At 33.6% G+C, this 22501-nt stretch carries 21 protein-coding genes and 1 riboswitch; of the genes, 3 read left to right on the top strand and 18 right to left on the bottom strand.

The genetic code is table 11. The annotated features are described in order from the left end of the window. Positions 1–33 precede the first annotated feature (33 nt). Entirely contained in the window at positions 34–489 is a 456-nt protein-coding gene (locus tag COE53_RS20410; protein ID WP_098948646.1) for a SprT family protein, read from the bottom strand. 301 nt (positions 490–790) lie between these two features. Here COE53_RS20410 and cmpA point away from each other — a divergent pair, with 301 nt between their 5' ends. Continuing rightward, on the top strand, positions 791–901 hold the full coding sequence (gene cmpA, locus COE53_RS20405; RefSeq protein WP_088044329.1) for a cortex morphogenetic protein CmpA: 111 nt from the start codon (positions 791–793) through the stop codon (positions 899–901). On the opposite strand, the gene COE53_RS20400 is transcribed toward cmpA, so the two are convergent. The 13 genes from COE53_RS20400 to msrA form a co-directional block, all read right to left on the bottom strand. Beyond that, positions 891–3089 (bottom strand): Tex family protein, encoded by a 2199-nt coding sequence (locus COE53_RS20400; RefSeq protein ID WP_286162608.1) that lies wholly within the window; start codon positions 3087–3089, stop codon positions 891–893. The genes cmpA and COE53_RS20400 overlap by 11 nt on opposite strands. A 118-nt stretch (positions 3090–3207) precedes the next feature. After that, a complete protein-coding gene (gene ndoA / locus COE53_RS20395; protein WP_056476047.1) occupies positions 3208–3558 on the bottom strand; it encodes a type II toxin-antitoxin system endoribonuclease NdoA in 351 nt (116 codons plus the stop codon). Between the two features lie 4 nt (positions 3559–3562). Beyond that, positions 3563–3844: a CopG family ribbon-helix-helix protein gene (locus COE53_RS20390; RefSeq protein ID WP_069033898.1), complete on the bottom strand. Its 282-nt coding sequence runs from the start codon at positions 3842–3844 to the stop codon at positions 3563–3565. A gap of 138 nt (positions 3845–3982) precedes the next feature. Then, the gene (alr, locus tag COE53_RS20385) at positions 3983–5155 is read right to left on the bottom strand and encodes an alanine racemase (protein WP_069033899.1); all 1173 of its coding nucleotides are present in this window, start codon (positions 5153–5155) and stop codon (positions 3983–3985) included. A gap of 168 nt (positions 5156–5323) precedes the next feature. Then, positions 5324–6343 (bottom strand): LolA family protein, encoded by a 1020-nt coding sequence (locus tag COE53_RS20380; protein WP_091024772.1) that lies wholly within the window; start codon positions 6341–6343, stop codon positions 5324–5326. A gap of 343 nt (positions 6344–6686) precedes the next feature. Continuing rightward, positions 6687–7040, bottom strand: a complete 354-nt coding sequence (acpS, locus tag COE53_RS20375; protein WP_069033933.1) for a holo-ACP synthase — start codon at positions 7038–7040, stop codon at positions 6687–6689. Between the two features lie 25 nt (positions 7041–7065). Next, a complete protein-coding gene (gene uvsE, locus COE53_RS20370; protein WP_069033901.1) occupies positions 7066–8031 on the bottom strand; it encodes a UV DNA damage repair endonuclease UvsE in 966 nt (321 codons plus the stop codon). A gap of 125 nt (positions 8032–8156) precedes the next feature. Continuing rightward, the gene (gene cshA / locus COE53_RS20365; RefSeq protein ID WP_069033902.1) at positions 8157–9704 is read right to left on the bottom strand and encodes a degradosome RNA helicase CshA; all 1548 of its coding nucleotides are present in this window, start codon (positions 9702–9704) and stop codon (positions 8157–8159) included. Positions 9705–10122: 418 nt separating this feature from the next. Beyond that, a complete protein-coding gene (locus tag COE53_RS20360) occupies positions 10123–11508 on the bottom strand; it encodes a UDP-N-acetylmuramoyl-tripeptide--D-alanyl-D-alanine ligase (protein ID WP_098948644.1) in 1386 nt (461 codons plus the stop codon). 80 nt (positions 11509–11588) lie between these two features. Then, on the bottom strand, positions 11589–12689 hold the full coding sequence (locus tag COE53_RS20355) for a D-alanine--D-alanine ligase (protein WP_069033904.1): 1101 nt from the start codon (positions 12687–12689) through the stop codon (positions 11589–11591). A gap of 286 nt (positions 12690–12975) precedes the next feature. Then, positions 12976–14247, bottom strand: a complete 1272-nt coding sequence (locus COE53_RS20350) for an MDR family MFS transporter (RefSeq protein WP_069033905.1) — start codon at positions 14245–14247, stop codon at positions 12976–12978. A gap of 168 nt (positions 14248–14415) precedes the next feature. Then, entirely contained in the window at positions 14416–14643 is a 228-nt protein-coding gene (locus COE53_RS20345) for a hypothetical protein (protein ID WP_069033906.1), read from the bottom strand. Between the two features lie 255 nt (positions 14644–14898). After that, positions 14899–15846 carry a peptide-methionine (S)-S-oxide reductase MsrA gene (msrA, locus tag COE53_RS20340; RefSeq protein WP_286162606.1) on the bottom strand — a complete coding sequence of 316 codons (948 nt, stop codon included), beginning with the start codon at positions 15844–15846 and terminating at the stop codon, positions 14899–14901. Between the two features lie 152 nt (positions 15847–15998). On the opposite strand from msrA, the gene mscL reads away from it, so the two are divergent. Beyond that, positions 15999–16388, top strand: a complete 390-nt coding sequence (gene mscL / locus COE53_RS20335; RefSeq protein WP_098948642.1) for a large conductance mechanosensitive channel protein MscL — start codon at positions 15999–16001, stop codon at positions 16386–16388. A 272-nt stretch (positions 16389–16660) separates the two neighbouring features. Here mscL and COE53_RS20330 read toward each other — a convergent pair whose 3' ends face one another. Both COE53_RS20330 and lysA read right to left on the bottom strand, forming a co-directional pair. Next, positions 16661–17866, bottom strand: a complete 1206-nt coding sequence (locus COE53_RS20330) for a C40 family peptidase (RefSeq protein WP_098948641.1) — start codon at positions 17864–17866, stop codon at positions 16661–16663. A gap of 211 nt (positions 17867–18077) precedes the next feature. Continuing rightward, entirely contained in the window at positions 18078–19397 is a 1320-nt protein-coding gene (gene lysA / locus COE53_RS20325; protein WP_098948640.1) for a diaminopimelate decarboxylase, read from the bottom strand. Positions 19398–19532: 135 nt separating this feature from the next. Then, a riboswitch (Lysine riboswitch) is annotated at positions 19533–19706 on the bottom strand. Positions 19707–20013: 307 nt separating this feature from the next. On the opposite strand from lysA, the gene COE53_RS20320 reads away from it, so the two are divergent. Beyond that, positions 20014–20952, top strand: coding sequence for a cation diffusion facilitator family transporter (locus tag COE53_RS20320; protein WP_098948639.1), 939 nt, complete (start codon positions 20014–20016; stop codon positions 20950–20952). A gap of 69 nt (positions 20953–21021) precedes the next feature. On the opposite strand, the gene COE53_RS20315 is transcribed toward COE53_RS20320, so the two are convergent. Together COE53_RS20315 and COE53_RS20310 are read right to left on the bottom strand one after the other, a co-directional pair. Beyond that, positions 21022–21678: a VC0807 family protein gene (locus COE53_RS20315; protein ID WP_098948638.1), complete on the bottom strand. Its 657-nt coding sequence runs from the start codon at positions 21676–21678 to the stop codon at positions 21022–21024. Between the two features lie 228 nt (positions 21679–21906). Beyond that, entirely contained in the window at positions 21907–22374 is a 468-nt protein-coding gene (locus tag COE53_RS20310) for a DinB family protein (protein WP_069033913.1), read from the bottom strand. Positions 22375–22501 lie beyond the last annotated feature (127 nt).

Genomic DNA, 22501 nt, shown 5'->3' with positions numbered 1-22501 from the left:
TAATATAAACTAAATGCATATTAGATGTCAACACTATTTATATAGTTTTAATGGACTTTTGCATAATCCACATACATAGCGGTTTATGTCCACTTTTCTTTTTCTTAAGAAAGCTTGCCCACACCCTGAACATCTATATTTATACTTATATGAATGCGTTCTTTTTTTTATTGAATTTAGTGGTTTGCAATACCTAGGAGCACCTACCTTTTTTAATAGCTCTTTAAAATCTCTATCTTCGTGTTTATAGCCTTTCTTCATAATATGAAGATGATAATGACAGAGCTCGTGTAATATGATCCCTTTTAACTCTTCAATTCCGTGTTCTTCATAATAAAACTTATTTAATTCGATATTGCTTGTTTTTAATAAATACCTACCACCAGTTGTCCTCAATCTAGTATTAAAAGAAGCTTGGTGGAGAAATGGTCGATCGAAATAAGTGATTGATAGTACTTCAACCAGTTTTTGTATCTCCTCATTATCCAATTATGAATCGCCATCCTTTTTTTCTCTTTATTCTAACTGAACAACTCACAAATTCTTGGGTATGCGCATACATTAAACTTACAAATGAGAATTTCAAAAGATCTTATTAGTACGATTTATGCTAAATGGGCTGCTCTTAGTAAATCTCTCTACAACGGCGTAATTTTTACTATCAAAATGAACAATACAGTTATCCTTTTTATACAATGTATCGGAAGGTTACCCCTCACTCATTTATTTCATCGCCCATCCTCAAAAAAGATGGGCGAAGATTTTTAAGTTGGAGGTTTTCATCATGGTAATGCCTAGTTGGCTTAAAACTCAAATTCAAAAAGCATTTTATGAAAAAAACCGTTATCAAATTAAATTATTGAATCAATGTTGGTTTTATTATCAAAAAATTAAGCTTTGACGATTTCTTTCGATTCAATTGGTAGCATAGATAAACCTACTCTTTGTTTCTTTTGGTCTACTTCAGCAATCCATACTTTTACTACTTGACCTACCGATACAACATCAAGTGGGTGCTTAATAAATTTACTACTCATTCTAGAAATATGAACAAGGCCATCGTTCTTTAATCCAATATCAACAAACGCACCAAAATCGACTACGTTTCTTACTGTTCCTTCAAGTTCCATCCCTATTTTTAGGTCTTCAATTTGAAGAACATCTTGGCGAAGGATTGGTGCTGCTAATTCATCTCGTAAATCTCTTTCAGGTTGCATTAATGATGCTAAAATATCTTTTAACGTAATTTCACCAATATCTAGTTGCTCTGATACTTCTTTTAAATTAATCGTTTTTAACTGTTCTTTCAATTCATTTGAACCAATTTGACTCGTTGAGAAATTTAATTGCTTTAATAATTTTTTTACTTGTATGTAACTCTCCGGGTGAATACTTGTACGGTCTAATGGCTCATCTCCTTCAAGAACACGTAAAAATCCAATACATTGCTCATATGTTTTAGCGCCTAATCTCGGTATTGTTTTAAGCTCTTTTCGGTTTGTAATTTTTCCTTTTTCATCACGATAATTAACAATATTTTTCGCTACTGTTTTAGACAAGCCCGATACGTATTGAAGTAATGAAACTGATGCTGTATTTACATTTACACCAACTTGGTTAACAGAAGTTTCAACGACAAATGATAATGATTCATTTAAGCTCTTTTGAGACACATCGTGTTGATATAATCCTACCCCAACAGATTTCGGATCAATTTTAACTAGTTCTGCTAATGGATCTTGTAGTCTTCTAGCAATTGATACAGCGCTTCGTTCCTCAACTTGGAAATCTGGGAACTCTTCTCTTGCTAGCTCAGATGCTGAATAAACACTTGCGCCAGCTTCATTTACGATTACATAGTAAGTATTATTTTTCATTTCTTTTAAAATACCAGATATAAACAGCTCTGTTTCTCTCGAAGCCGTACCATTTCCAATTGCGATCATTTCTATTTTATATTTGATAAGAATATCTTTAATTTTTGCAATTGCTTGTTCTCGTTTATTTCTTTGAACCTCTTCCCTTTCTCCTCTGAAAGGATGAGGGTAAATCACATCTATTTTGAGTACTTTGCCCGTCTCATCTACTACTGCTAGTTTACAACCTGTACGAAATGCAGGGTCTACTCCTAGAACGATTTTCCCTTTTAATGGTGGTTGTAGTAATAATGAACGCAAGTTTTCTGAGAAAATATTAATCGCGTGTGAATCAGCTTTTTCAGATAATTCTTTACGAATCTCTCTTTCAATTGAAGGCTGAATTAATCTTTTATATGCATCTTCAACGACTTCCATTAAGATTGGTCGTACAAAAGTATCCTTTGTAATAACTCTTTTTTCTAAGTATAAAATAATCTCATCAAAAGGAGATTGAATTGCAACCTTTAAAATATCTTCTTTTTCAGCACGATTCATGGCTAATATTCTATGTGGAACAATCTTTGAAATTGGTTCAGAGTACTCGTAATACATTTCATATACTTTTTTCTCGTCTTTTTCGGAGTCTTTTACCGTACTATCAATCGTTCCCTTTTTGAAAGTGACTTCACGAATCCACTTGCGATAAGTAGCATCATCTGCAATCCATTCCGCAATAATATCTTTTCCACCTTGAATAACTTCATCAACTGTATTAACTTCTAGTTCAACATTTATGTATTTTAACGCTTCATCCGCAAGTGAACCTTCATTTGGCATTGAAAATAACCATTCTGCAAAAGGTTCTAACCCTTTATCTTTTGCAACTGTAGCGCGAGTTCTTCTTTTTTCTTTATATGGTCGGTATAAATCTTCAACTTCTTGTAGCTTTGTAGCTAATGTAATACTTTTACGTAAGTCTTCAGTCAGTTTCCCTTTTTCCTCAATTAAACGGATTACTTCATCTTTTCTAGTATGAAGATTTACAGCATACTCATATTTTTCTAAAATGGAATGAATTTGCACCTCATCTAGAGAACCCGTTTTTTCTTTTCGATACCTGGCAATAAAGGGAATCGTATTTCCTTCTTCCTTTAATTCAATTACAGTAGCTACTTGTTTTGTAGTAATCGATAAATCAGATGCAATTTTATTAATCAATTGTTGTGACAAAAATAACGCCTCCAATTTTTTGGCAATTTTAACAGACCTAAAATAACCCTTTCAAGACGAAAGGGTTACAAAACAATTTATTATAATCTATGTAGGTAAAGCTGCTATAAAAGCAACTTTAAAAATCAACAAGTCCTAAACTGATTTGCAACGCTTCGTCAACCTGATCCATCATCTCATCATCAAGATGTGTTATCTTATCGGTTAATCGTTGTTTGTCAATCGTTCGAATTTGTTCTAGTAGTATAACCGAATCACGTTCAAATCCATATTTTTTAGCATCGATTTCAACATGTGTTGGAAGCTTTGCTTTTTGGATTTGTGCTGTAATCGCAGCGACTATAACGGTAGGACTAAAACGATTACCGATATCATTTTGTATTATGAGAACCGGACGAACTCCACCTTGTTCTGAGCCAACTACAGGGGAAAGGTCTGCAAAATATACGTCGCCACGTTTTACTATCAAGTGATTACCCCCCGCTAACTAAGCGCTCCACTTTAGAATCCGCTTCAGACTCAGCATAGAATGACTCAGAAGATATTAATAAGTTGATTTTAGCCATTTCCATGTATCCACGTCGCATTTGTTCGCGACTTTGGCGTCTTTTACGATCTTTTAAAAACATCTTAGTCGCTTGATAAATATACTCATTTCGATTACCGTTTTCTTGCTTTACTAATCCATCTAGTTCGCTTACTACATGTTTTGGTAAACGTACTGTTATTTCAGTTGTCGCATTTAGTTCGGACAAGTTTCAGCACCTCCAGAATCAACTATTACCCATATATCTCCCTATACTACATCATACCATTATTTTCAGTGATTGGAAAGACACATATCTTCGTTTATCTTAACCAAATAACAGTGTTTCATACTTTAATACATCAAATTACAATTTATCTGATACTAGATAATTACTTATGGACTTAATATTTCCATCCTTTTTATATACCCTTGGTACTCTATGATTTATAAGGCAAGTTACTTCATAGTTGATTGTATTCATATGTGTAGCGACTTCCTCAGCCGTTACTGCTCCATCCTTACTTTCTCCTATTAAAGTTACTTTTGTACCAACAGGATAATGTTTAGAAAGCTTGATCATACACTGATCCATACAAACTCTACCAACGATTTCTGCCTTTTCACCTTCAACCAACACAGAAAATCCTTGCATATCTCTAAGCCAGCCATCTGCATACCCAACTGGTAACGTCGCAATCCACTCAGAATCAGAAGTAAAATACGTTGCACCATAGCTTACACCACTATTAGCTGGTAATTGCTTAATATGAGAGATTTTCGTATAAAGCGATAGTGCTGGCTTTAATATAAATGGTAACATTGGTTTTATTTCTAAAGATGGAGTTAAACCATACATGATAATACCAACACGTACAGTATTAAATAAATTTGTTTCTAATGCAGCCGCTGCACTATTAGCACAATGAATTAGCTCTGGAGAGAATCCACTGCTCTTAACCCATTCTATACATTCATAAAATTTGTCGACTTGCTCTTTAAAATAGGATCTATTTAGCTCATCTGCAGTAGCGAAATGTGTAAACAAACCTTCCAGTATAATTGATGGATTTTTTCGTAAGATCGATGCAGCTTGCTCCCATTCAGATTTTGTTTTTAGGCCTAATCTACCCATCCCAGTATCAAATTTAATATGAATCATTGTACGATCTGTGCTTTTTAGATTTTTAGAAATACCTTCTAACCAATCAACATTATATGCCGTTAAAGTTAATTTATTCTTGATGGCAACGTTAATATCCTCTGGTCTAGTAGCTCCTAAAACTAATATCGGCGCCTCTATACCCGCGTTACGCAGAAAAATCCCTTCATCAATAAAAGCAACTAATAATCTTGTTGCTCCAGACTCCAATGCTTGTTTCGCTACTTCAACGTAACCATGTCCATATGCATTCGCTTTTAAAGCTACATATATTTCTTGATGATTAGGGTAAAGTGATACAATATTTTTGATGTTTTCCTCAATTGCATCTAAGTCTACTTCTACCCAAGTGTCGCGATAAAATGATGTTTCTGTCATGATCTACACTTCCTTATCGATTTACCCATTACTCTTTTTTATATGTGTAAAATTATTTGCTTATTTTACTATAAATGTCAACCAATATACTACTCATTTATAGTTTATTTAAAATTTAAAAAGGCGTGATAAAGCATCATCACGCCCTTTTTAAGTTTGAAAAAAATATTATTTTGTGCCTGTATCTCCGACTGATTGGGCAACTTGAATTAACTCACCTTGAGTTAAGTTTTTAGAAACAATCGTGAAATCTGTTCCACCGTATGACCATGTGATCATCTTATCTGATAAAGCTCCTACTGTTTTACCTAAATCTACTGGTTCACCAGTGATTTCCATCGTTGTTCCAGACTCTGAAATTCTTGCTTTTTCCTCGATTAAAGTAAACGATTTTTTATCACCTTTATATGAAAGTATAACCTGAACACCATTGTTTGTTTTTACTTCTTGTTGGTCATCTAACACAACACCCTTCATTAAATAATTAGGGTAAAGTGTAACTAATAAATTAGGATCATTATTTGGATTTGTAGATGTAGGTACACTTAAACGAGCGCTTGTCATATTTTTCTTCACATCAAAAGCATCATTATCAAACTTTGCATTGTATTGTACTTTATCGAATTTAACATCCAACACAACATTTTTATCTGTATCTAATAGTTTTACTGATTCTGGTGTCAGACCTTTTTTATTAAAAGTAATTTCTTGTGTTGGGAGCAATTGTCTATTTGTGTAATTTGTTTTTGTTTCAAACACATACCCTAGTTTAGTTGTTTTAAACGTTGCATTCTTATCTTGTACTAAGTCATTAACTAATGATTCCGGTAAATATGGCTGACTGCTGTTTGATGGCCAATCACTTTGGAAGCGATAGCTTTTATTTAATGCTGGCGTTAAAACAAAGACACCCTCTTTGTTTCTTAAAATAATTTGGTTTTGATCACTCTTAGCATTTTTTAATTGTACTCGGTAGTAAGAAGGCTTTTTATGCCAAATGACTACTTCATACTTTTGAGGATCATTCCCATTATTAATCGTTAATGTTGCATCAGCCTTATAGCCATTCATTTTTTCCATCTGATTGCTAAGTGAACCTACAACATCATCTTTCGATTTCTTGCCACATGCAGCCAATGATAGTACTAACATGATTGTCAAAAGCATCGCTACAAGCTTTTTCTTCATCTCCCCAGCTCCTTTATTCCTCTTAAATTGAAAAAAAGAGAATTTTATGCAAAGGCTTATGAATAAATGTGCGCGAGTAGCTTAGAAGTAAAATCTTGATTTATTCATGCACGTTGCAACCTTGCTTCTCATATCCTCATGAAACTATATGAGGTCAAGCTCTAAAATATGCAGACTAGCATGACAAGCTAATTTAAAAAATTTAAAGAAAACGTTCAGATTGGCGAGGGGTGTAAGTGAAGACAATGGTATTGTTACACATATTAATTAATCCTTAAATTTAGCAACTACGTCGAGTACAAAAAAGAAAAGCCACTCAAAAGAGTGACTGTTTAAAAGGGTATTATATTTGCTGTAAGACCACTTGAGCTGCAGCATAATGTTCTGTATGCGTAATTGATAAAAACGGTATAAATGGCAAATCAACGGTCAATACAGGCTTACCTTTTTCGTCATTTAAGATTTCAATATCATGAAACCCTAATTCTTTCCCAATTCCTGTACCAAAAGCTTTTGAACAAGCTTCTTTTGCGGCGAATCTTCCTGATAAAAATTCAAGTTTTCTTCGTTCTGATAAGTTGTCGTATATTTGATATTCTGCTTCAGTTAAAATCCTTTTCGCAAACCGTGGCTGCGAGCTTATAATTTCTTTCATTCGTTCAATTTCTACTAAATCTAATCCAATACCTACAATCATATTTCCACACCCTAACTTTCGAGTACTACGGTTTAAAATAAAAGCTTGAATCATTAATTATTTCAATAGACGGATGGGCTTTCATATCATCCATTAATTGAAATAGTGCATTATCTTTTTGTTTTGCTTCAATCATACAATCAATTTGCTTAACCGAGCCATAAATTTCATTTAAAAATGTAATAAACATGTTAGGGTCCACAAAATCAGCATGAGCACGTATGTCTTTCTCATCTCTAGGACTTGATATATGCATTTTCATAGGCAAGTTTGAAGTTTTCCATGTATCAACTGCATAACCCCAATTTTTTACCCAATCTTCATTTGTATGATTAACTAGATGATGATGATAGTCAAATACAAGTGGGACTCCTAATTTTTCACAAGCAAATAAAGTTTCATCAAACGTAAAGGTAGTATCATCATTTTCAAACATTAGCATTTTTTGAATTTGCGCAGGAACAAGGCTAAAATTCTCTATTAATTGTTCAAGTGATTTTTCCTTATCATCATACCCTCCACCAATATGGAGTACACACCGTTGTTCTGTATTAATCTTCATTGCTTTTAAAAGCTGATAATGCATTTTCAAGGTTTTTACCGATGTTTTTAATAACTCTTCATCAGTTGAGTTTAAGATTACGAAATGATCCGGATGAAAATCAATCCTCATTTCATTCGTAATTGCAAATTTACCTAACTCAAGTAAACTCTCCTTTAATGGCTTTATGTAATTCCAGTCTGCTACTTCTTCATGATTTGCTAAAGGGATTAATTTACTGCTCAGGCGAAAAAAAGATATATCATGTGCTTTGTTGTGCTTTAGTAATCTTAGACAGTTATTAATATTAGTATTAGCAATTTGCTCTAACTTACGAATCGCCGCATCTTTATCCTTTTGTTTTAAAAATTGAGTAACCGTCATTGTCTTTGATGGTGAGGCGTTTTGTAAATTCATACTCATTGCGACATATCCAAGTCTTACTAACATTTTTATTCCAACTCTCATACGTTTTTAGTTAGTGTATGGAATCTGTCCAAATTCACACAGTTTTTTATATTAATTGGCAATAAAAAAGGTACATGGAATATTATCCATGCACCTTATCTATTATCTTATTTACTGCTGTCTTGTGGTTTACGTTGTCCACCACGGTTGTTATCGCGAGAACCTTCGTTTCGTTTGCCACGGAAGTTTCCTCCACGGTTGTCACGGTCTCCACGACGTCCATCTCCACGACGATTATCGCTACGACGTCCATCTCCACCGCCACGTCTATTTTCACCACGACGGAATCCACCGCCGCCGCCACCGTTTCCTCCGCGTCCGCCACGGTCACGTTTGACCATTGGTGGCTCATCAGTTAAACGAACTGGTGTTTCATTAGGCTCTTTTGTTAACATTTTTAAAGCTGCAGCTACAACACTTACAGAATCATGCTCTTCAAGTAATTCTTCTGCAATACGTTTGTAGAACGCTAAATTATCACTTTCCATAGTCGAAGTTAATTTTTCTGCAATGATACGTTGTTGACTTTCAATTGCTTCGTCTAATGTAGGTGCAGTCATACGTTCCATACGACGTTTAGTTGTACGTTCGATATTTTTTAATTGATTAAACTCACGAGGAGTAATAAATAACATCGCTATACCTGATTTCCCAGCACGTCCTGTACGTCCAATACGATGAACGTAGCTTTCAGGATCTTGTGGAATATCAAAGTTGTATACATGTGTAACGCCAGAAATATCTAATCCACGAGCTGCTACATCAGTTGCAACTAAAACATCAATTGAACCAGCTTTAAATTTACGAAGTACTTGCTCACGTTTTGCTTGTGATAAATCACCATGAATACCTTCTGCAGCATAACCACGTAAGTTTAACGCTTCTGATAATTCATCAACACGACGTTTTGTACGTCCGAAAATAATTGCTAATTCTGGTGTTTGAATATCTAATAAACGTGTAAGAACGTCAAACTTTTTCTTTTCTTGAACTTCAATAAAATGTTGTTCAATGTTCGGCATTGTTACTTCTTTTGCTTTTACTTTTACGATTTGTGGATTTGTCATGAAAGTTTCTGCAATGCGACGAATTGGATCAGGCATTGTAGCAGAGAAAAGAAGTGTTTGTTTGTTTTCTGGAACTTCTTTTAAGATCGCTTCAATATCTTCAATGAATCCCATGTTTAACATTTCATCCGCTTCATCTAAAACAACTGTGTTTACATTGTTTAAGCGAATTGTACGGCGGTTAATATGGTCTTGAATACGACCAGGAGTTCCAACAATAATATGTGGGAATTTTTTTAATGAACGCATTTGACGATTAATATCTTGTCCACCGTATATTGGAAGGATTTTTACACCTTTATTCATACCAATTTTGTGTAATTCTTCACCAACTTGAATAGCTAACTCACGTGTAGGTGCGATAACAAGTCCTTGAACATTGTTACTATCTACATCAATTTTTTCTAGTAATGGAATACCAAAAGCGGCAGTTTTACCAGTACCAGTTTGCGCTTGACCAATTACATCATGGCCTTGTTTTGCTAATGGAATAGTCTGCGCTTGAATTGGAGTAGCTTCCTCGAAGCCTAATTTTTCAATCGCAAACAGGATCTTACTACTTAATCCTAATTCTTGAAATGTTGTCAATTTGGTTAATCTCCTTTGTATCTCAATTGATCTATAAAAATTTAAAAAAATTATATGTTTCGTGACTGTTCATATGGAAGGTTCGTTTTTAGTGGAAAACAATAGTCCGAAGTATCATGAAAAGGAAACAATATCTACCCATTATACGGACATTCTATCTAAAAAGCAAATGAAGTTATATTCTAACAATTTGATTTCCAAACTATATTTTGCCCTTATATTATAGTTAAATTCGCTATAAAATCATGTTTATAGCCTTCTTCATCCCTTATATTACGAACAGTTTTCATTTGTTAAATTACGCGTATAAAGTTTTCACTTCGCATATTTTTACATACAAGAAGCGAAGAGCAGAACGAATGGAATAAGGAAATTTTTTAATCCCTATTTCTCCTGCCTTCCCTTCCTTATTATATGCTTACCCTTGATTTACTAACGCATTTACAACTTCTTCTAATTTCATTCCCCTAGAAGCTTTTACTAATACTAGGTCATTTGGTCGAACTTGTTGTAATAAATCTTCAATTAACTTATTTTTATCTTCGAAGCTTTTTACTCTTGAAGAGTCCATTTGTTCAAAAGCTGACGTTGCTGCAAATTTACTTAATGGTCCAAAAGTATAAAGAAAATCGAAATGAAGGTTTACAACTTCTTCTCCAATTTCTTCATGAAAAGCAATTTCTTGATCACCTAATTCTAACATATCGCCAAATACTACAAATTTTCGATTATAACTCTTCAGTTCCGAAGCAAATAAAAGAGCCGCTTTCATTGATGTAACACTTGCATTATAGGCATCATTAATAACAGTTATTCCATTATTTTCATTCTTTAATAGTTCCATACGCATTTTTGTCATTTCTAAATTCTGCATTCCAGAACTAATTTCATCCCATGTTAATGAAAACTTCCTCGCAACTGCAATAGCTGCCAATGTATTACTAATATTATGTTTGCCTAGTACGGCCAATTTGAAACGGAAATCCTTCGCTTTATTTATTTCAAATTCACTTCCAGATTCATTCATTTCAATAAATGTTGGATATACATCATTACTTTCGCTTAAACCAAAAGTTTCGATCGTATAGATTAAGTTTTTGTCTTTTGTACCTTCGATTAATAATGGTTCATCGCCATTAATGACAAGTAAACCATTTTTTGATAGTCCGCTAGCAATCTCAAGCTTCGCCTTTGCGATCCCAGCCCTTGAGCCTAGTTCCTGCATATGAGACTCACCGATGTTTGTAATGATTGCCGCGTCAGGCTCAGCTAAATTAGATAAAAATTCAATTTCTCCAAAATTGCTCATACCCATTTCTAAGACAGCAACCTCTGTATCTTCTGCCATCGCTAAAACTGTTAACGGAAGTCCGATATGATTATTAAAGTTCCCTTGTGTTTTATGTACTTTATATTTTGCTGAAAGAATGCTAGTTAAAATATCTTTTGTCGATGTTTTCCCATTACTTCCTGTTATACCAACTATTTTTCCATTCCACTCACTTAAATATGATTTGGACAGTTTTTGTAAGGCTTCTAATGTATCATCAACTAAGATGACAGATGCATTAGTTGGTACATTTGAAAACTTTCTAGAACAAAGTACTGCACTAGCACCATTTTCAATTGCTTGAGGTAAAAATTGATGTGCATCGAATTTTTCACCAATTAGCGGTATAAATAATTTTCCATTTAAATCTACACGAGAGTCTGTTGAAACTCCGTTGATTGTTAAATCTTCACCCTTTAATTCGCTACCAGGGATCATGTTAATGATTTGAGATAAAGTACGTACGATTGACATTGTCACCGACTCCTCTTCTATAGCATTTTTCTTCTATTCACATGAAAACACTATTCAACCATGAATAGTGTTTTCAATTGTTAAATATTATATTTAATTTGTTGTTTTTGTTCGTAACGTTCAATTGCTAGATCGATTAATTTTTCAATTAATTTTGGATATGTTAATCCAGTAGCCTGCCATAATTGTGGATACATACTGAACGGAGTAAATCCAGGCATTGTATTAACTTCATTCATTAATACGCCACCATCTTCTGTTACAAAGAAATCAGCACGAGTTAAGCCTGATCCATCGATTGCTTTGAACGCCACTTCTGCATAATGTTTAATTTTTTCATATGTTTCAGTTTCTACAGGAGCTGGGATAATTAGACCAGTATCGCCACTCTCATATTTTGCAGTATAATCATAAAATTCTACTGATGGTTTGATTTCGCCAACAACAGAACATTCAACTTGATCGTTACCTAATACAGCAATTTCAATTTCACGTCCAACAATATTTTCTTCAATAATTATTTTACGGTCAAATTGGAATGCTTCTTCAAATGAAGCCATTAATGCTTCACGATTCTTAGCTTTCGTAATACCAACACTTGAACCTAAGTTTGCAGGTTTAACAAATACAGGATAGCCTAATTCTTTCTCGACTGCTTCATAGCAAGACTCTGCATTTGATTTCCACTCTGTTTTTAAGAAGTGTACATATTTAGCTTGAGGAATTCCAGCTTGAGCAAATAAGTTTTTCATAATCACTTTATCCATACCAGCCGCTGAAGCTAATACACCATTTCCTACATAAGGGATATTTAATAGCTCAAGTAAACCTTGAACTGTTCCATCTTCACCATTTGGTCCATGTAATAATGGGAAAATAACGTCAACTGGGCCAGTTGAATCTTGATTTGAAGCTGCAGGAATAATTGATGAAGTTAACGCGACAGGAGCGATTTCATTTACATGTTGATCTTCATTTGAGAATTTTAAAGCTGCAACACTTTCTACTTTCCCCTCAATTTGTTTCCCTTGTAACCATTCGCCTTGTTCTGTTATATAAATTGGATACACATCAAATTTTGTGTGATCTAAAGCAGAAATAACGGCAAAAGCTGTTTGTAATGATACTTTGTGTTCTGCAGATTTACCGCCATATAATAATCCTAACTTAATCTTCATGATGTTCCCCCTACTATTTTTTGCTCTCCCTATTGTACCACTTTATACAAATGTGTATAAGCTTTTATGGGTAGAAACCTATTTTTCTTTACAACATATGCAATGATATCTGTTTTGTGATTTCTTTACAACTAAAAAAAGCATAGCTCTACTTAAGCTATACTTAGTTTGTAGACAAGAATATAAAAACTTGAATTTCAGATTGATTACAAGCGTTTTCGGGCAGTTTGATAAGTGTAATAAGCACTGCTCAATTGACGAAACAACAAAGAAACAAGCATCCTGCGACCTATTGCGCTATACCCTGTTGATTATCTCTAATCGCTACTTTTTCATCAAGTGAGCGATACATTATTCCTGATAGCACAACTCCTGTTCCAAGAATTATAAATAGCCATATTCCAAGTTTTAAATCAAATAAAAATCCACCTAATAAAGGCCCAAGAAATCCACCAATCGTCCATTTCATACTACCAACCGCCATATAGGTCGCTCTTAATTCTTCCGGTGCAATGTTCGCCACAAATGTCATTTGAACTGGTGACATAACCATTTCTCCAAAGGTGTAGTATATGAAGATTATTGCTAAGAAAAATAGAATCATCCACTTACCTACACCACCTGTAAGTAATAATGGAGGTGCAAGGCCGATTGATAAAATACCTAAGCCGAATAATATGGTTCCATAAAACATCGTTTTTCCAATTGAACGATTCGATAAATAACTTGAAATCGGAAATTGCAAAAGAACAACTAACAATCCATTAAGCGACATTAAAAACGGGTAAGGATTCCACATACCAAATTGAGATTGAAAGGTTTGTTTAAAATAAAGTGGTAACATTCCCTCAATTTGTGAGAAACCCATTGAAATAATTACACCTGTTGCTACGTAAAAAATTAATAATTTATCAGATCTAATGATTTTCATAACCTTTTTAAAAGGTATTTTCGTTACTTCAGTCTTTTCTTTAACATTCTTTTCTGCAGGAAGTGTTTCTTTTAATAGAATTAATTGTGCAATACTATAAAGCCCTAAAGTGATTGCTGCAATATAAAATAAACTGTCTTTCGAAAAGTAAACAACAGAACTTCCTAATAACGGACCGATTACGGTACCTACATTACTTCCAACCCTTAATAATCCATATGCTTCAGTTCTTTTCTCTGGTTTAGTAACATCAGCTACCATAGCAGAAGCTGCTGGACTAAAGAACGAGTTACTAATACCTAGTAAAATTGATAAAATTAAAAATGCTGTATAGCCTTCTACTAAAGCAAAGGATACTAAAATAAGAGATGTTCCAAGCGTCGAAAAAACCATCATACGTTTTCGACCATATAAATCAGCGAGTCTACCACCAGCCATCGAACCAAATAATGATGCTATAGGTGAAATCGACATAATAAATCCTACCTTTAGCATTGAATCAACTTTTCCTTCTAGGTATAGAGCAAAAAATGGCATAAGCATCATCATTGCACTACTCGTAATCGTTTCTCCGATTACTCGAATCCACACATTACGATCCATACCTTTTAACTTTTTAAAAAAATTCATCCTTAGCAGCACCTCCTAGTGCATCATAACTTCCATATTTTAATCATATCGGAAGAATTTTAAGTTTCAAATTACTTTATATACGTATCCGATAAAATATGTTATACAAAACAAAAGGGCGTTCAAATTGACTTATCGCCATTTGAACACCCACTCTTTTTTTAACTTTTAAACTTGTTCTTTTGAAGGAACTGAGAACATCAATCCCAAAAAAGTACCTAATAGAAATAAGGTTGAACAAGAGCCCATCAATACTATGCTCACCGTTAAGCTTATGCCTGTATGTAAGAAACCGCTTCCAGTAAAATATAGCAAAAAAAGAATAAGACCAATAAAAAAGGCAATACCAGAATATTGAGTATATGTTTCAACGATTTCATAATCAGTTCGCTTCATAATGATCAACCTCCTGTTTTCATCTTTTTTGTGAATTGCAATACCTAATTTGTGACAACTTTGTGACACTTTTATAGTAACACACTTATTTCACAATTGTAAATATTTTCAGAAAACTTTTTTGAAAATATTTTGTTCAATAGTAACAAACCTCCCCCTTCTAAATAAAAAACAAAAAAACCGAGACAAATAGTCATCTCGGTTAAAATTTTAATTATTTCACTTTGATGGTACCTAGTTAAATATCCTTAGTGTCTATTTAAGAAAGATACTCTTATAATTACCATAGCCCTCTTCATCCATTTTTTCATATGGAACAAATCTTAATGCCGCAGAGTTTATACAGTAGCGAAGGCCCTCAGGTCCAGGTCCATCATCAAATACATGCCCTAGATGCGAGTCAGCTTCAGAACTTCTGACTTCAATACGCAACATTCCATGACTATAGTCCTTCTTCTCCTCAATTTCACCTTTTAGAATCGGCTTTGTAAAACTTGGCCATCCACAGCCTGAATCAAATTTATCTAATGAACTAAATAAAGGAAGTCCTGATACGATATCAACATAAATTCCTTTTTCTTTATGATTCCAAAACTCATTTCTAAATGGTGGTTCAGTTGCATCTTCCTGAGTAACAGCATACTGAATTGGTGTTAGTCTTTGCTTAAGCTCCTCTTGGCCCGTTTTCCAATGTTCCTTTAAAAATTTTTGACGACCAGATCCTTTAAAGTAAAGTTGGTAACGCACCGGGTGCTTTTTATAATAATGCTGATGATATTCTTCTGCTTCATAAAATGGTTTTGCAGGTAAAATTTTAGTCACAATTGATTTCTTGAAAACGCCACTTTTCTCTAGTCTATCTTTCGAAGCTAGAGCTTGCTCTTTTTGACTTTCATTATGATAAAAAATTGCAGTTTTATACGAACTACCTCGATCATTAAATTGCCCACCTACATCTGTTGGGTCAATTTGTTGCCAAAATAAGTCCAATAATTTTTCATACGGATAGACTTCTGGATCAAATGTAATTTGAACAGCTTCATAATGACCTGTTAAATGTGTGCATACTTCTTCATATGTCGGGTTTTCTTTTTCCCCACCTGTATAACCTGAAACAACTTTTATAATTCCGTCCTGTTGATCAAACGGTTTTACCATACACCAAAAACATCCACCAGCAAATGTAGCCAATTCTGTGCCCATACCTTTACTCCTCCTAAAAATTGTCATTAATTATATTTACCATATCTAATAGCCGATATAAATATTTTTGCTTAAAAAAGACCAATTCTTAACTTGAAAGAATTGAGATTTGTATGTAAACTTATACGATAATTACACAGGAGGAAATAAAAATGTTTGAAGAATTTAAGAAGTTTGCCCTTAAAGGGAATGTACTTGATTTAGCAGTCGGGGTAATTATTGGGGGTGCTTTTGGTAAGATCGTATCTTCTTTAGTTGCTGATATCATGATGCCAATTTTTGCACTTATCATCGGAAAACAAAACTTTACTGGGTGGCAATTTTATGGAATTAAATATGGCTCATTCATCCAAACAGTAGTCGACTTCCTTATCATCTCAATCTCAGTATTTTTCTTTGTTCGATTAATTAATAGACTTTCATTTAGAAAGAAAGAAGTAGAAGAAGCAAAACCTGTTGTTCCTACTAAAGAAGAAGCTCTACTTATTGAAATACGTGATTTATTAAAAGAACAGGTTTCAAATCAAAAAGGTATAAGCTAAAAGCTTATACCTTTCAGACTGTTGACAAACGCTCGCTTTCTTCGTTGCTTCGCCTGTCTGCGGTGCTCATTACCGTGCAAAGGTAACTCCGCTCCTCACCAGGCTTCGCGCCTCGAAAGACAAGCGCTTGCAATCAGTCTGAAAATCAAATTTTAGTACTTTGTCTACACACTAAAAAGGTATAAGCTAAAAGCTTATACCTTTTTGATTACCCGTAAGACAATATAAAAAACCTCGTACTATACTAATTATAATACGAGGTTAATAAACTATTAGAATTTTCCATAACCTAAGAAGTGAGAACGAACCCAGCTATTACTTAAGCTGATTACGCTGATTCCTTTACTTCCAGCATGAACCATTTTATTTCCACCAATATAAATACCCATATGTGAAGGACCATTAATATAAGTATTTTGTAAGAATACTAGGTCACCAGGTTGTGGAGAGCTGATTTTTGTCGCATTGCTCCAATATGTTTTTACATTTCCACGAGAGATGCCATATCCATTATGTGAATATACATACCAGATGAAACCACTGCAATCAAAACCGCTTGGAGACGTTCCACCAAATACATAAGGTACACCTTGGAATTGTAAAGCATAATCTACAAGGCCTCCAGTTGCTACTGGACCATCATTATTTGAACCTGAATCAGGTTTAGAATTTGAATTTGAATCTGAACTAGAATTTGAATCAGATTTCGAATCAGAATTTGAACTAGATTTAGCGGCTGGAGTGCTGCTAACGCTGTCATCTTCACCATCATCGCTAGATAAAGCAGCTAATTCAAGAGATTGTTGCTCAAGACGTTGAACTCTCTCATCTTCTTTTGCATTCTCTAGTTCTTTAACAGCTAACTTTAAGTTTGCTTCAGCAGTATTTAATGATTTTTGCTTTTCAGCTTGTGATTTAGAAAGTTCACTTTGTTGAGCAACTAAATCTTCTTTTGCTGTTACTAAAGATGCTTTTTTTTCATCAACAAGTTGTTTTTCTTTTAATACTTCTGCTTGTTCAGACTTTTGTTCTTTAATGATATTTTCATCAGCTTCAAAAAGTGTTGAAATTGAGTTTACTCGATTAAAGAAATCTACGATTGAGTCTGAATTAAATAAAACGTCTGTTACTAGATTCACTTTTGGTTGCTTTTGCATTGCAACTAAACGATCCTCTAATAAATCGTTACGTTTTTGAATTCTGTCTTGTAAGTATGTAATTCTTGCATTTTTATCTTTAATAATTTCTTCTGTTTCAGAAATTTCTGCTTTTTTTGCTTCTATGTTTTGCTTAGTAGTTTTAATTTGTTGATCTATTTTCTCTATCTCGTTGCTTAATTCTTTAAATTGTGATTGGAACTTATCTACTTCAGCTTGCTTTGTTTCAACTTTGCTATCAGCTAATACTGAAGCATTTGGCGCTAATGATAATACTATTGTACTTGCCATCGCCAGCACTGCTAGTTTTTTTCTTAACATTTCAGCGTTCTCCTCTCGCTAATCTACGTAAATATTTATACCATAGATTCCCGAAGAGAGTCGCAATTGTTACAATATTGTAATATAAATGATAAATATGTCTTTATATGTCGATAAATTATCATCTTTTATTAAAGGAAACGAAATAAAACACTTCTATATTATATAGAAGTGTCAGTATTGATACAAATAACACAAAAACGTTAATTATCTATCTACTAGAGTTTTCGATGTAAACTCTGTCATTTCTAACTAAATCTTCATATGTTTCACGACGGACTACTTCTCTTGAAACACCATCTTTAACAAATACTACTGCTGGGCGACGGATACGGTTATAATTATTAGCCATTGAATAGCCATAAGCACCAGTGCAAGATACAGCTAATAGATCTTTGTTTTGTACAACAGGTAAGTTACAATCCCAAATTAGCATATCGCCACTTTCACAGCATTTACCAGCAATCGATACAACTTCTTTATTCTCATCATTTGCTCGATTTGCAAGCATCGCTTCGTATTTTGATCCGTATAGTGCAGGACGAATATTATCAGTCATTCCCCCATCAACAGATACATATTTACGAATTGAAGGAAGAGTTTTTGTTGAACCAATCGTATAAAGTGTAGTTCCAGCTTCACCAACAATACTGCGTCCAGGCTCTAACCATAGTTCTGGTAGTTTGTAGTCTAGCTCTTCACATTGTTGTTTAATAATAGTAGTAATTTTTTCTATATGTTTAGCAACAGCTAAAGGCTCATCTTCTGAAGTATAACGAATACCAAAGCCTCCACCTACATTTAATATATCAGCTGTAAAACCTAAATCATTTTTAAGTCCATTTAAAAAGCTCATTAATACATTGATTGCATGAACAAATCCATCTGGTTCGAAAATTTGAGATCCTATATGTGAATGTACTCCTAATAATTTTAGGTTAGTTGAATTTAACGAAACTTCAACTGCTTCATTAGCTTGACCTGACATAATATCGAAACCGAATTTAGAGTCTTCTTGGCCCGTCATTACATATTCATGTGTATGTGCTTCAACACCTGGCGTAACACGTAATAAGATTGATACTTCTTCATTACGTTGTTCAGCTAAGGCCTGTAATACTTCTAGCTCAAAGAAATTATCAACTACAAAACAACCGATTTTTGCATTTAAAGCTTCTTCTATTTCTTCAATTGTTTTGTTGTTTCCGTGAAAATGAATTTTCTCAGTTGGATATCCTGCTTGCAAAGCTGTATATAGCTCTCCACCAGAAACAACATCTAAACATAGACCTTCTCTTTCTATTAAGCGGGCTTGTTCAACACATAGAAACGCTTTACTCGCGTAAGCAACCTGATATTTCATTCCCGTTTCTCTTAAAGCTTCATGGAATTCCCTACATTTTGATTCAATTAATGCTTCGTCATAAATGTATAGAGGGGTACCGTAATTTTTTACTAAATCTACAGTATCACAACCTCCGATTTCTAAATGTCCTTCATTATTAATTCGACTATTACCATGTAAATACATTCGTATTCTCCCTTCAAATCAAATGTAAGATCATTCTAAGAAGCTTCCCTCAATGTATTAGTGTATTAAAAAAGACACATGAAGGATATGTTCATGTGCCTATCGCTTTTAAAAAAAGGACTTAGCCAATCACATCTCTTCAATAGCTCTTCACAAACACATGTGACAGTACTACATTTATTAAATGTAGTCCCAGAAATAAAATGTGTGGCAATTTATTTCTTCGGCATAGGATCCTTTCTCATTTTGTCATAAAACCCACAGTTCTCTAAAATGATACTCATATACAATGCAACCTCTACGAATAGACTGTTATTTTTTATATTAGTCTATGTATAACACAGTCTAAAAATAGATGTCAAACCATTTTTAAATTATTTGTCGATTTATATTCACTCGCACAAACAGCTTTCGCTTTCCAAAAATAGTATTTATAATATAGAATATGTTTTATGCGAGAGAAAAGGTGATTCAAAAATGAAAAATCATTTCAATAAATTTAAATTAAATCTAAAAAAAAACAAACCACTAACAAACTGTTAGTGGTTTTTATTTTTTGTTGCCTTATTACAAAACTCTTAACTTAAGTAGAAAAAATTGGACAGGGGTGAATAGATTGCGTTCAAGCAAAATAGCAGTACTTTCAATATGTAGTAACACATTCATCGTTTTATTAAAATTAATTGTCGGGATTTTTACTGGTTCCGTAGCAATTATCTCTGAGGCAATTCATTCTTTATTGGATTTAGTCGCTTCAGTCATTGCATTTTTCTCGGTAAGGATTTCAAATAGACCACCTGATAAGGAACATCCTTATGGTCATGGTAAGTTTGAAAATATTTCAGGTACAGTCGAAACAATCTTAATATTTGTAGCTGGTATTTGGATTATCATTGAATCTGTTGAAAAGTTACTTCATCCTACTCCAATTAAAATGCCAATGATCGGTGTAGTCGTCATGTTAATTGGAGCGTTAATCAATTGGAGAGTAGGAAAAATCGTTCAAAAAGTAGGTAATGATACTCATTCTGTCGCAATGCAATCAAACGCTTTGCATTTATTAACAGACGTTTATTCTTCACTCGGAGTCGCAGTAAGTTTAATTTTAGTAAGTCTTACTGGTTGGGAATTTCTCGATGCATTGATCGGAATTGGAATCGCAATTTATATAATGAAAGAATCAATCGAACTTGGGCGTAAGTCGTTTACCCCCCTACTTGATACTGGGCTATCTACAGATGAATTAAAACAAATCGAAAATGTATTATATTCTTTTAAATCCCAATTTATCGAATACCATGATTTACGCACGAGACGTTCGGGTGCTGAGGAGCATATTGATTTCCATTTAGTATTACCATCACACATGAGCATTGAAGAAGCCCATTTACTATGTGACAAAATAGAAGAAGAAATAAAAAAGGTTTTAGTTGATCCTAAAATATTAATTCATGTCGAACCAGAAAATGAAAGAATACAAAAACGTGATTTCATAAACGCAGCAAACAAAGAAGAGCAGGAATTACAAGGAGTAGGAAATTCATTCAAGGGATAAATGGACATCAGTAATTAAAAAAAACCCCACAAAGAACTTGTGGGGTTCATTCTATTTAAAGAGCTTTTACTAAATAATAATTTCATCGGAAGGTTGCTCTGGGTCGTCTCCTTTTAATTTTTGAGCTCTCATCGTAACCATCGCATAGCCAATCGCCATAATTATGCCAAAAACATATCCACCAACTGTAAAGATAATCGTACGTGAGTAATATGCTTTTAATCCATACGTATCAACCATCCACCATTGTGCAACAGCAAAAACGATATCTTTAATAATCCATGCGACAAACAAATATTGAAATACTTTAAATAGTAAAGGATGTTTATATAATTTTTTACTTTCTTCACGATCTTGCCCCTGTATTGCAGCAATATCAATCATAAAATAATATGGTAATGGCTTTTTCAAAGCTAATAAAACTAAAAATACTGCGACAACCCCAAAATGGTAATACACATTATACAAAATTAAGTTTTTCGCAGAACCTAATGCCATTAAATCAACAGCTGTACTTACAGTTAATGTTGAGATAATAAAAATACCAGTAACATTAAACTGTTTTGTATACCAAAAACGAAATAAAGTATATAAGATCCCTGGAACCGTCGGTAAAAGCATCGCCCAATAATCACTAAAATAGTGTTGTAAAACTTTATATAAAACAAGCGGAAATACTAAATACAAAATTAGATCGTAAATAATTAAATTACTTTCTTTCTTCATTTATATAACCTCGTTTTTTTTGGTCTTTTTCGTCATAATCATTGCTATTTTATATTATTATTATTGTTACTAAAAAACAAAAATCAATTAGAAAGAGCCATATTTTATTTTGAATAACCACAATTTTCAAACTATCAAAATAACAAATTGTTAAACATGATTATAACAAAAAAATCTAAGAGCATAAACTCTTAGATTTAATGTGTGGACAAAAGTCAAAAAATAACTTTACTGGCGAAGTGATCTTTTTAAACCGTTTATTAATCCTGCATGTAGCCCTTCATGGAAAATGTTAAAGCTAATCATGTCTCGAACAGTCTTTATTTCAAAACTACCTAGTTTCATCTCTTTTAAAATGATTTCATCTAAACGTCCTTCATATGTAGAAATAACTTGTTCAACTTGCTGTTCTAATAAAGTAACAATTTCTTCATATGATGGTGGCTCTGCTTGCCAGTCACCTGGTTTAGTCCCACCCTTGAAGAAATCAATGAATTCTTTTGAAAGTTGGCCAGCATCACCAGTGTTAGCATAAAGTAATTGCTCATATGCCCCTAGCACATGACCTGCATTCCAAAGAATATTATTATTGAATCCTGCCGGTATTACATCTACAGATTCTTTTGAAACAGAACTAAGAACTTTCAATGTATAAACCCTTGTAAACCTAAGTTGTTCAAAAATAGCATCTGCCATCTTGATCCCTCCATATCATATTATTACTAAAATGATCGTATCACGAATGAGAGATATCTTTCATGAAAAAGATGTTTTCTCAATAGAAACAGATGACTGTTTAAACGTTATAAGTTAGAAATTCATA

Origin of the sequence: Bacillus sp. AFS029533 (genome assembly GCF_002585125.1) — a bacterium.
GTDB classification, from domain to species: Bacteria; Bacillota; Bacilli; order Bacillales; family Bacillaceae_G; genus Gottfriedia; species Gottfriedia luciferensis_B.
The sequence above is the reverse complement of the archived record's forward strand: the minus strand, read 5'-3'. Positions and strand labels throughout refer to the sequence as shown.

What these genes read in the sequence shown, in the direction of transcription:
- acpS (WP_069033933.1), bottom strand. Translation starts at nt 7,040, where the DNA reads ATGATTGTAGGTATTGGATTAGATTTAGTAGAAATTGAACGAATGAAA.
- COE53_RS20345 (WP_069033906.1), bottom strand. Translation starts at nt 14,643, where the DNA reads ATGAAGCGAACTGATTATGAAATCGTTGAAACATATACTCAATATTCT.
- COE53_RS20310 (WP_069033913.1), bottom strand. Translation starts at nt 22,374, where the DNA reads ATGGCAGATGCTATTTTTGAACAACTTAGGTTTACAAGGGTTTATACA.
- COE53_RS20360 (WP_098948644.1), bottom strand. Translation starts at nt 11,508, where the DNA reads ATGTCAATCGTACGTACTTTATCTCAAATCATTAACATGATCCCTGGT.
- cmpA (WP_088044329.1), top strand. Translation starts at nt 791, where the DNA reads ATGCCTAGTTGGCTTAAAACTCAAATTCAAAAAGCATTTTATGAAAAA.
- COE53_RS20315 (WP_098948638.1), bottom strand. Translation starts at nt 21,678, where the DNA reads ATGAAGAAAGAAAGTAATTTAATTATTTACGATCTAATTTTGTATTTA.
- lysA (WP_098948640.1), bottom strand. Translation starts at nt 19,397, where the DNA reads ATGTATTTACATGGTAATAGTCGAATTAATAATGAAGGACATTTAGAA.
- COE53_RS20380 (WP_091024772.1), bottom strand. Translation starts at nt 6,343, where the DNA reads ATGAAGAAAAAGCTTGTAGCGATGCTTTTGACAATCATGTTAGTACTA.
- uvsE (WP_069033901.1), bottom strand. Translation starts at nt 8,031, where the DNA reads ATGTTAGTAAGACTTGGATATGTCGCAATGAGTATGAATTTACAAAAC.
- msrA (WP_286162606.1), bottom strand. Translation starts at nt 15,846, where the DNA reads ATGGGCACAGAATTGGCTACATTTGCTGGTGGATGTTTTTGGTGTATG.
- mscL (WP_098948642.1), top strand. Translation starts at nt 15,999, where the DNA reads ATGTTTGAAGAATTTAAGAAGTTTGCCCTTAAAGGGAATGTACTTGAT.
- alr (WP_069033899.1), bottom strand. Translation starts at nt 5,155, where the DNA reads ATGACAGAAACATCATTTTATCGCGACACTTGGGTAGAAGTAGACTTA.
- COE53_RS20330 (WP_098948641.1), bottom strand. Translation starts at nt 17,866, where the DNA reads ATGTTAAGAAAAAAACTAGCAGTGCTGGCGATGGCAAGTACAATAGTA.
- COE53_RS20350 (WP_069033905.1), bottom strand. Translation starts at nt 14,247, where the DNA reads ATGAATTTTTTTAAAAAGTTAAAAGGTATGGATCGTAATGTGTGGATT.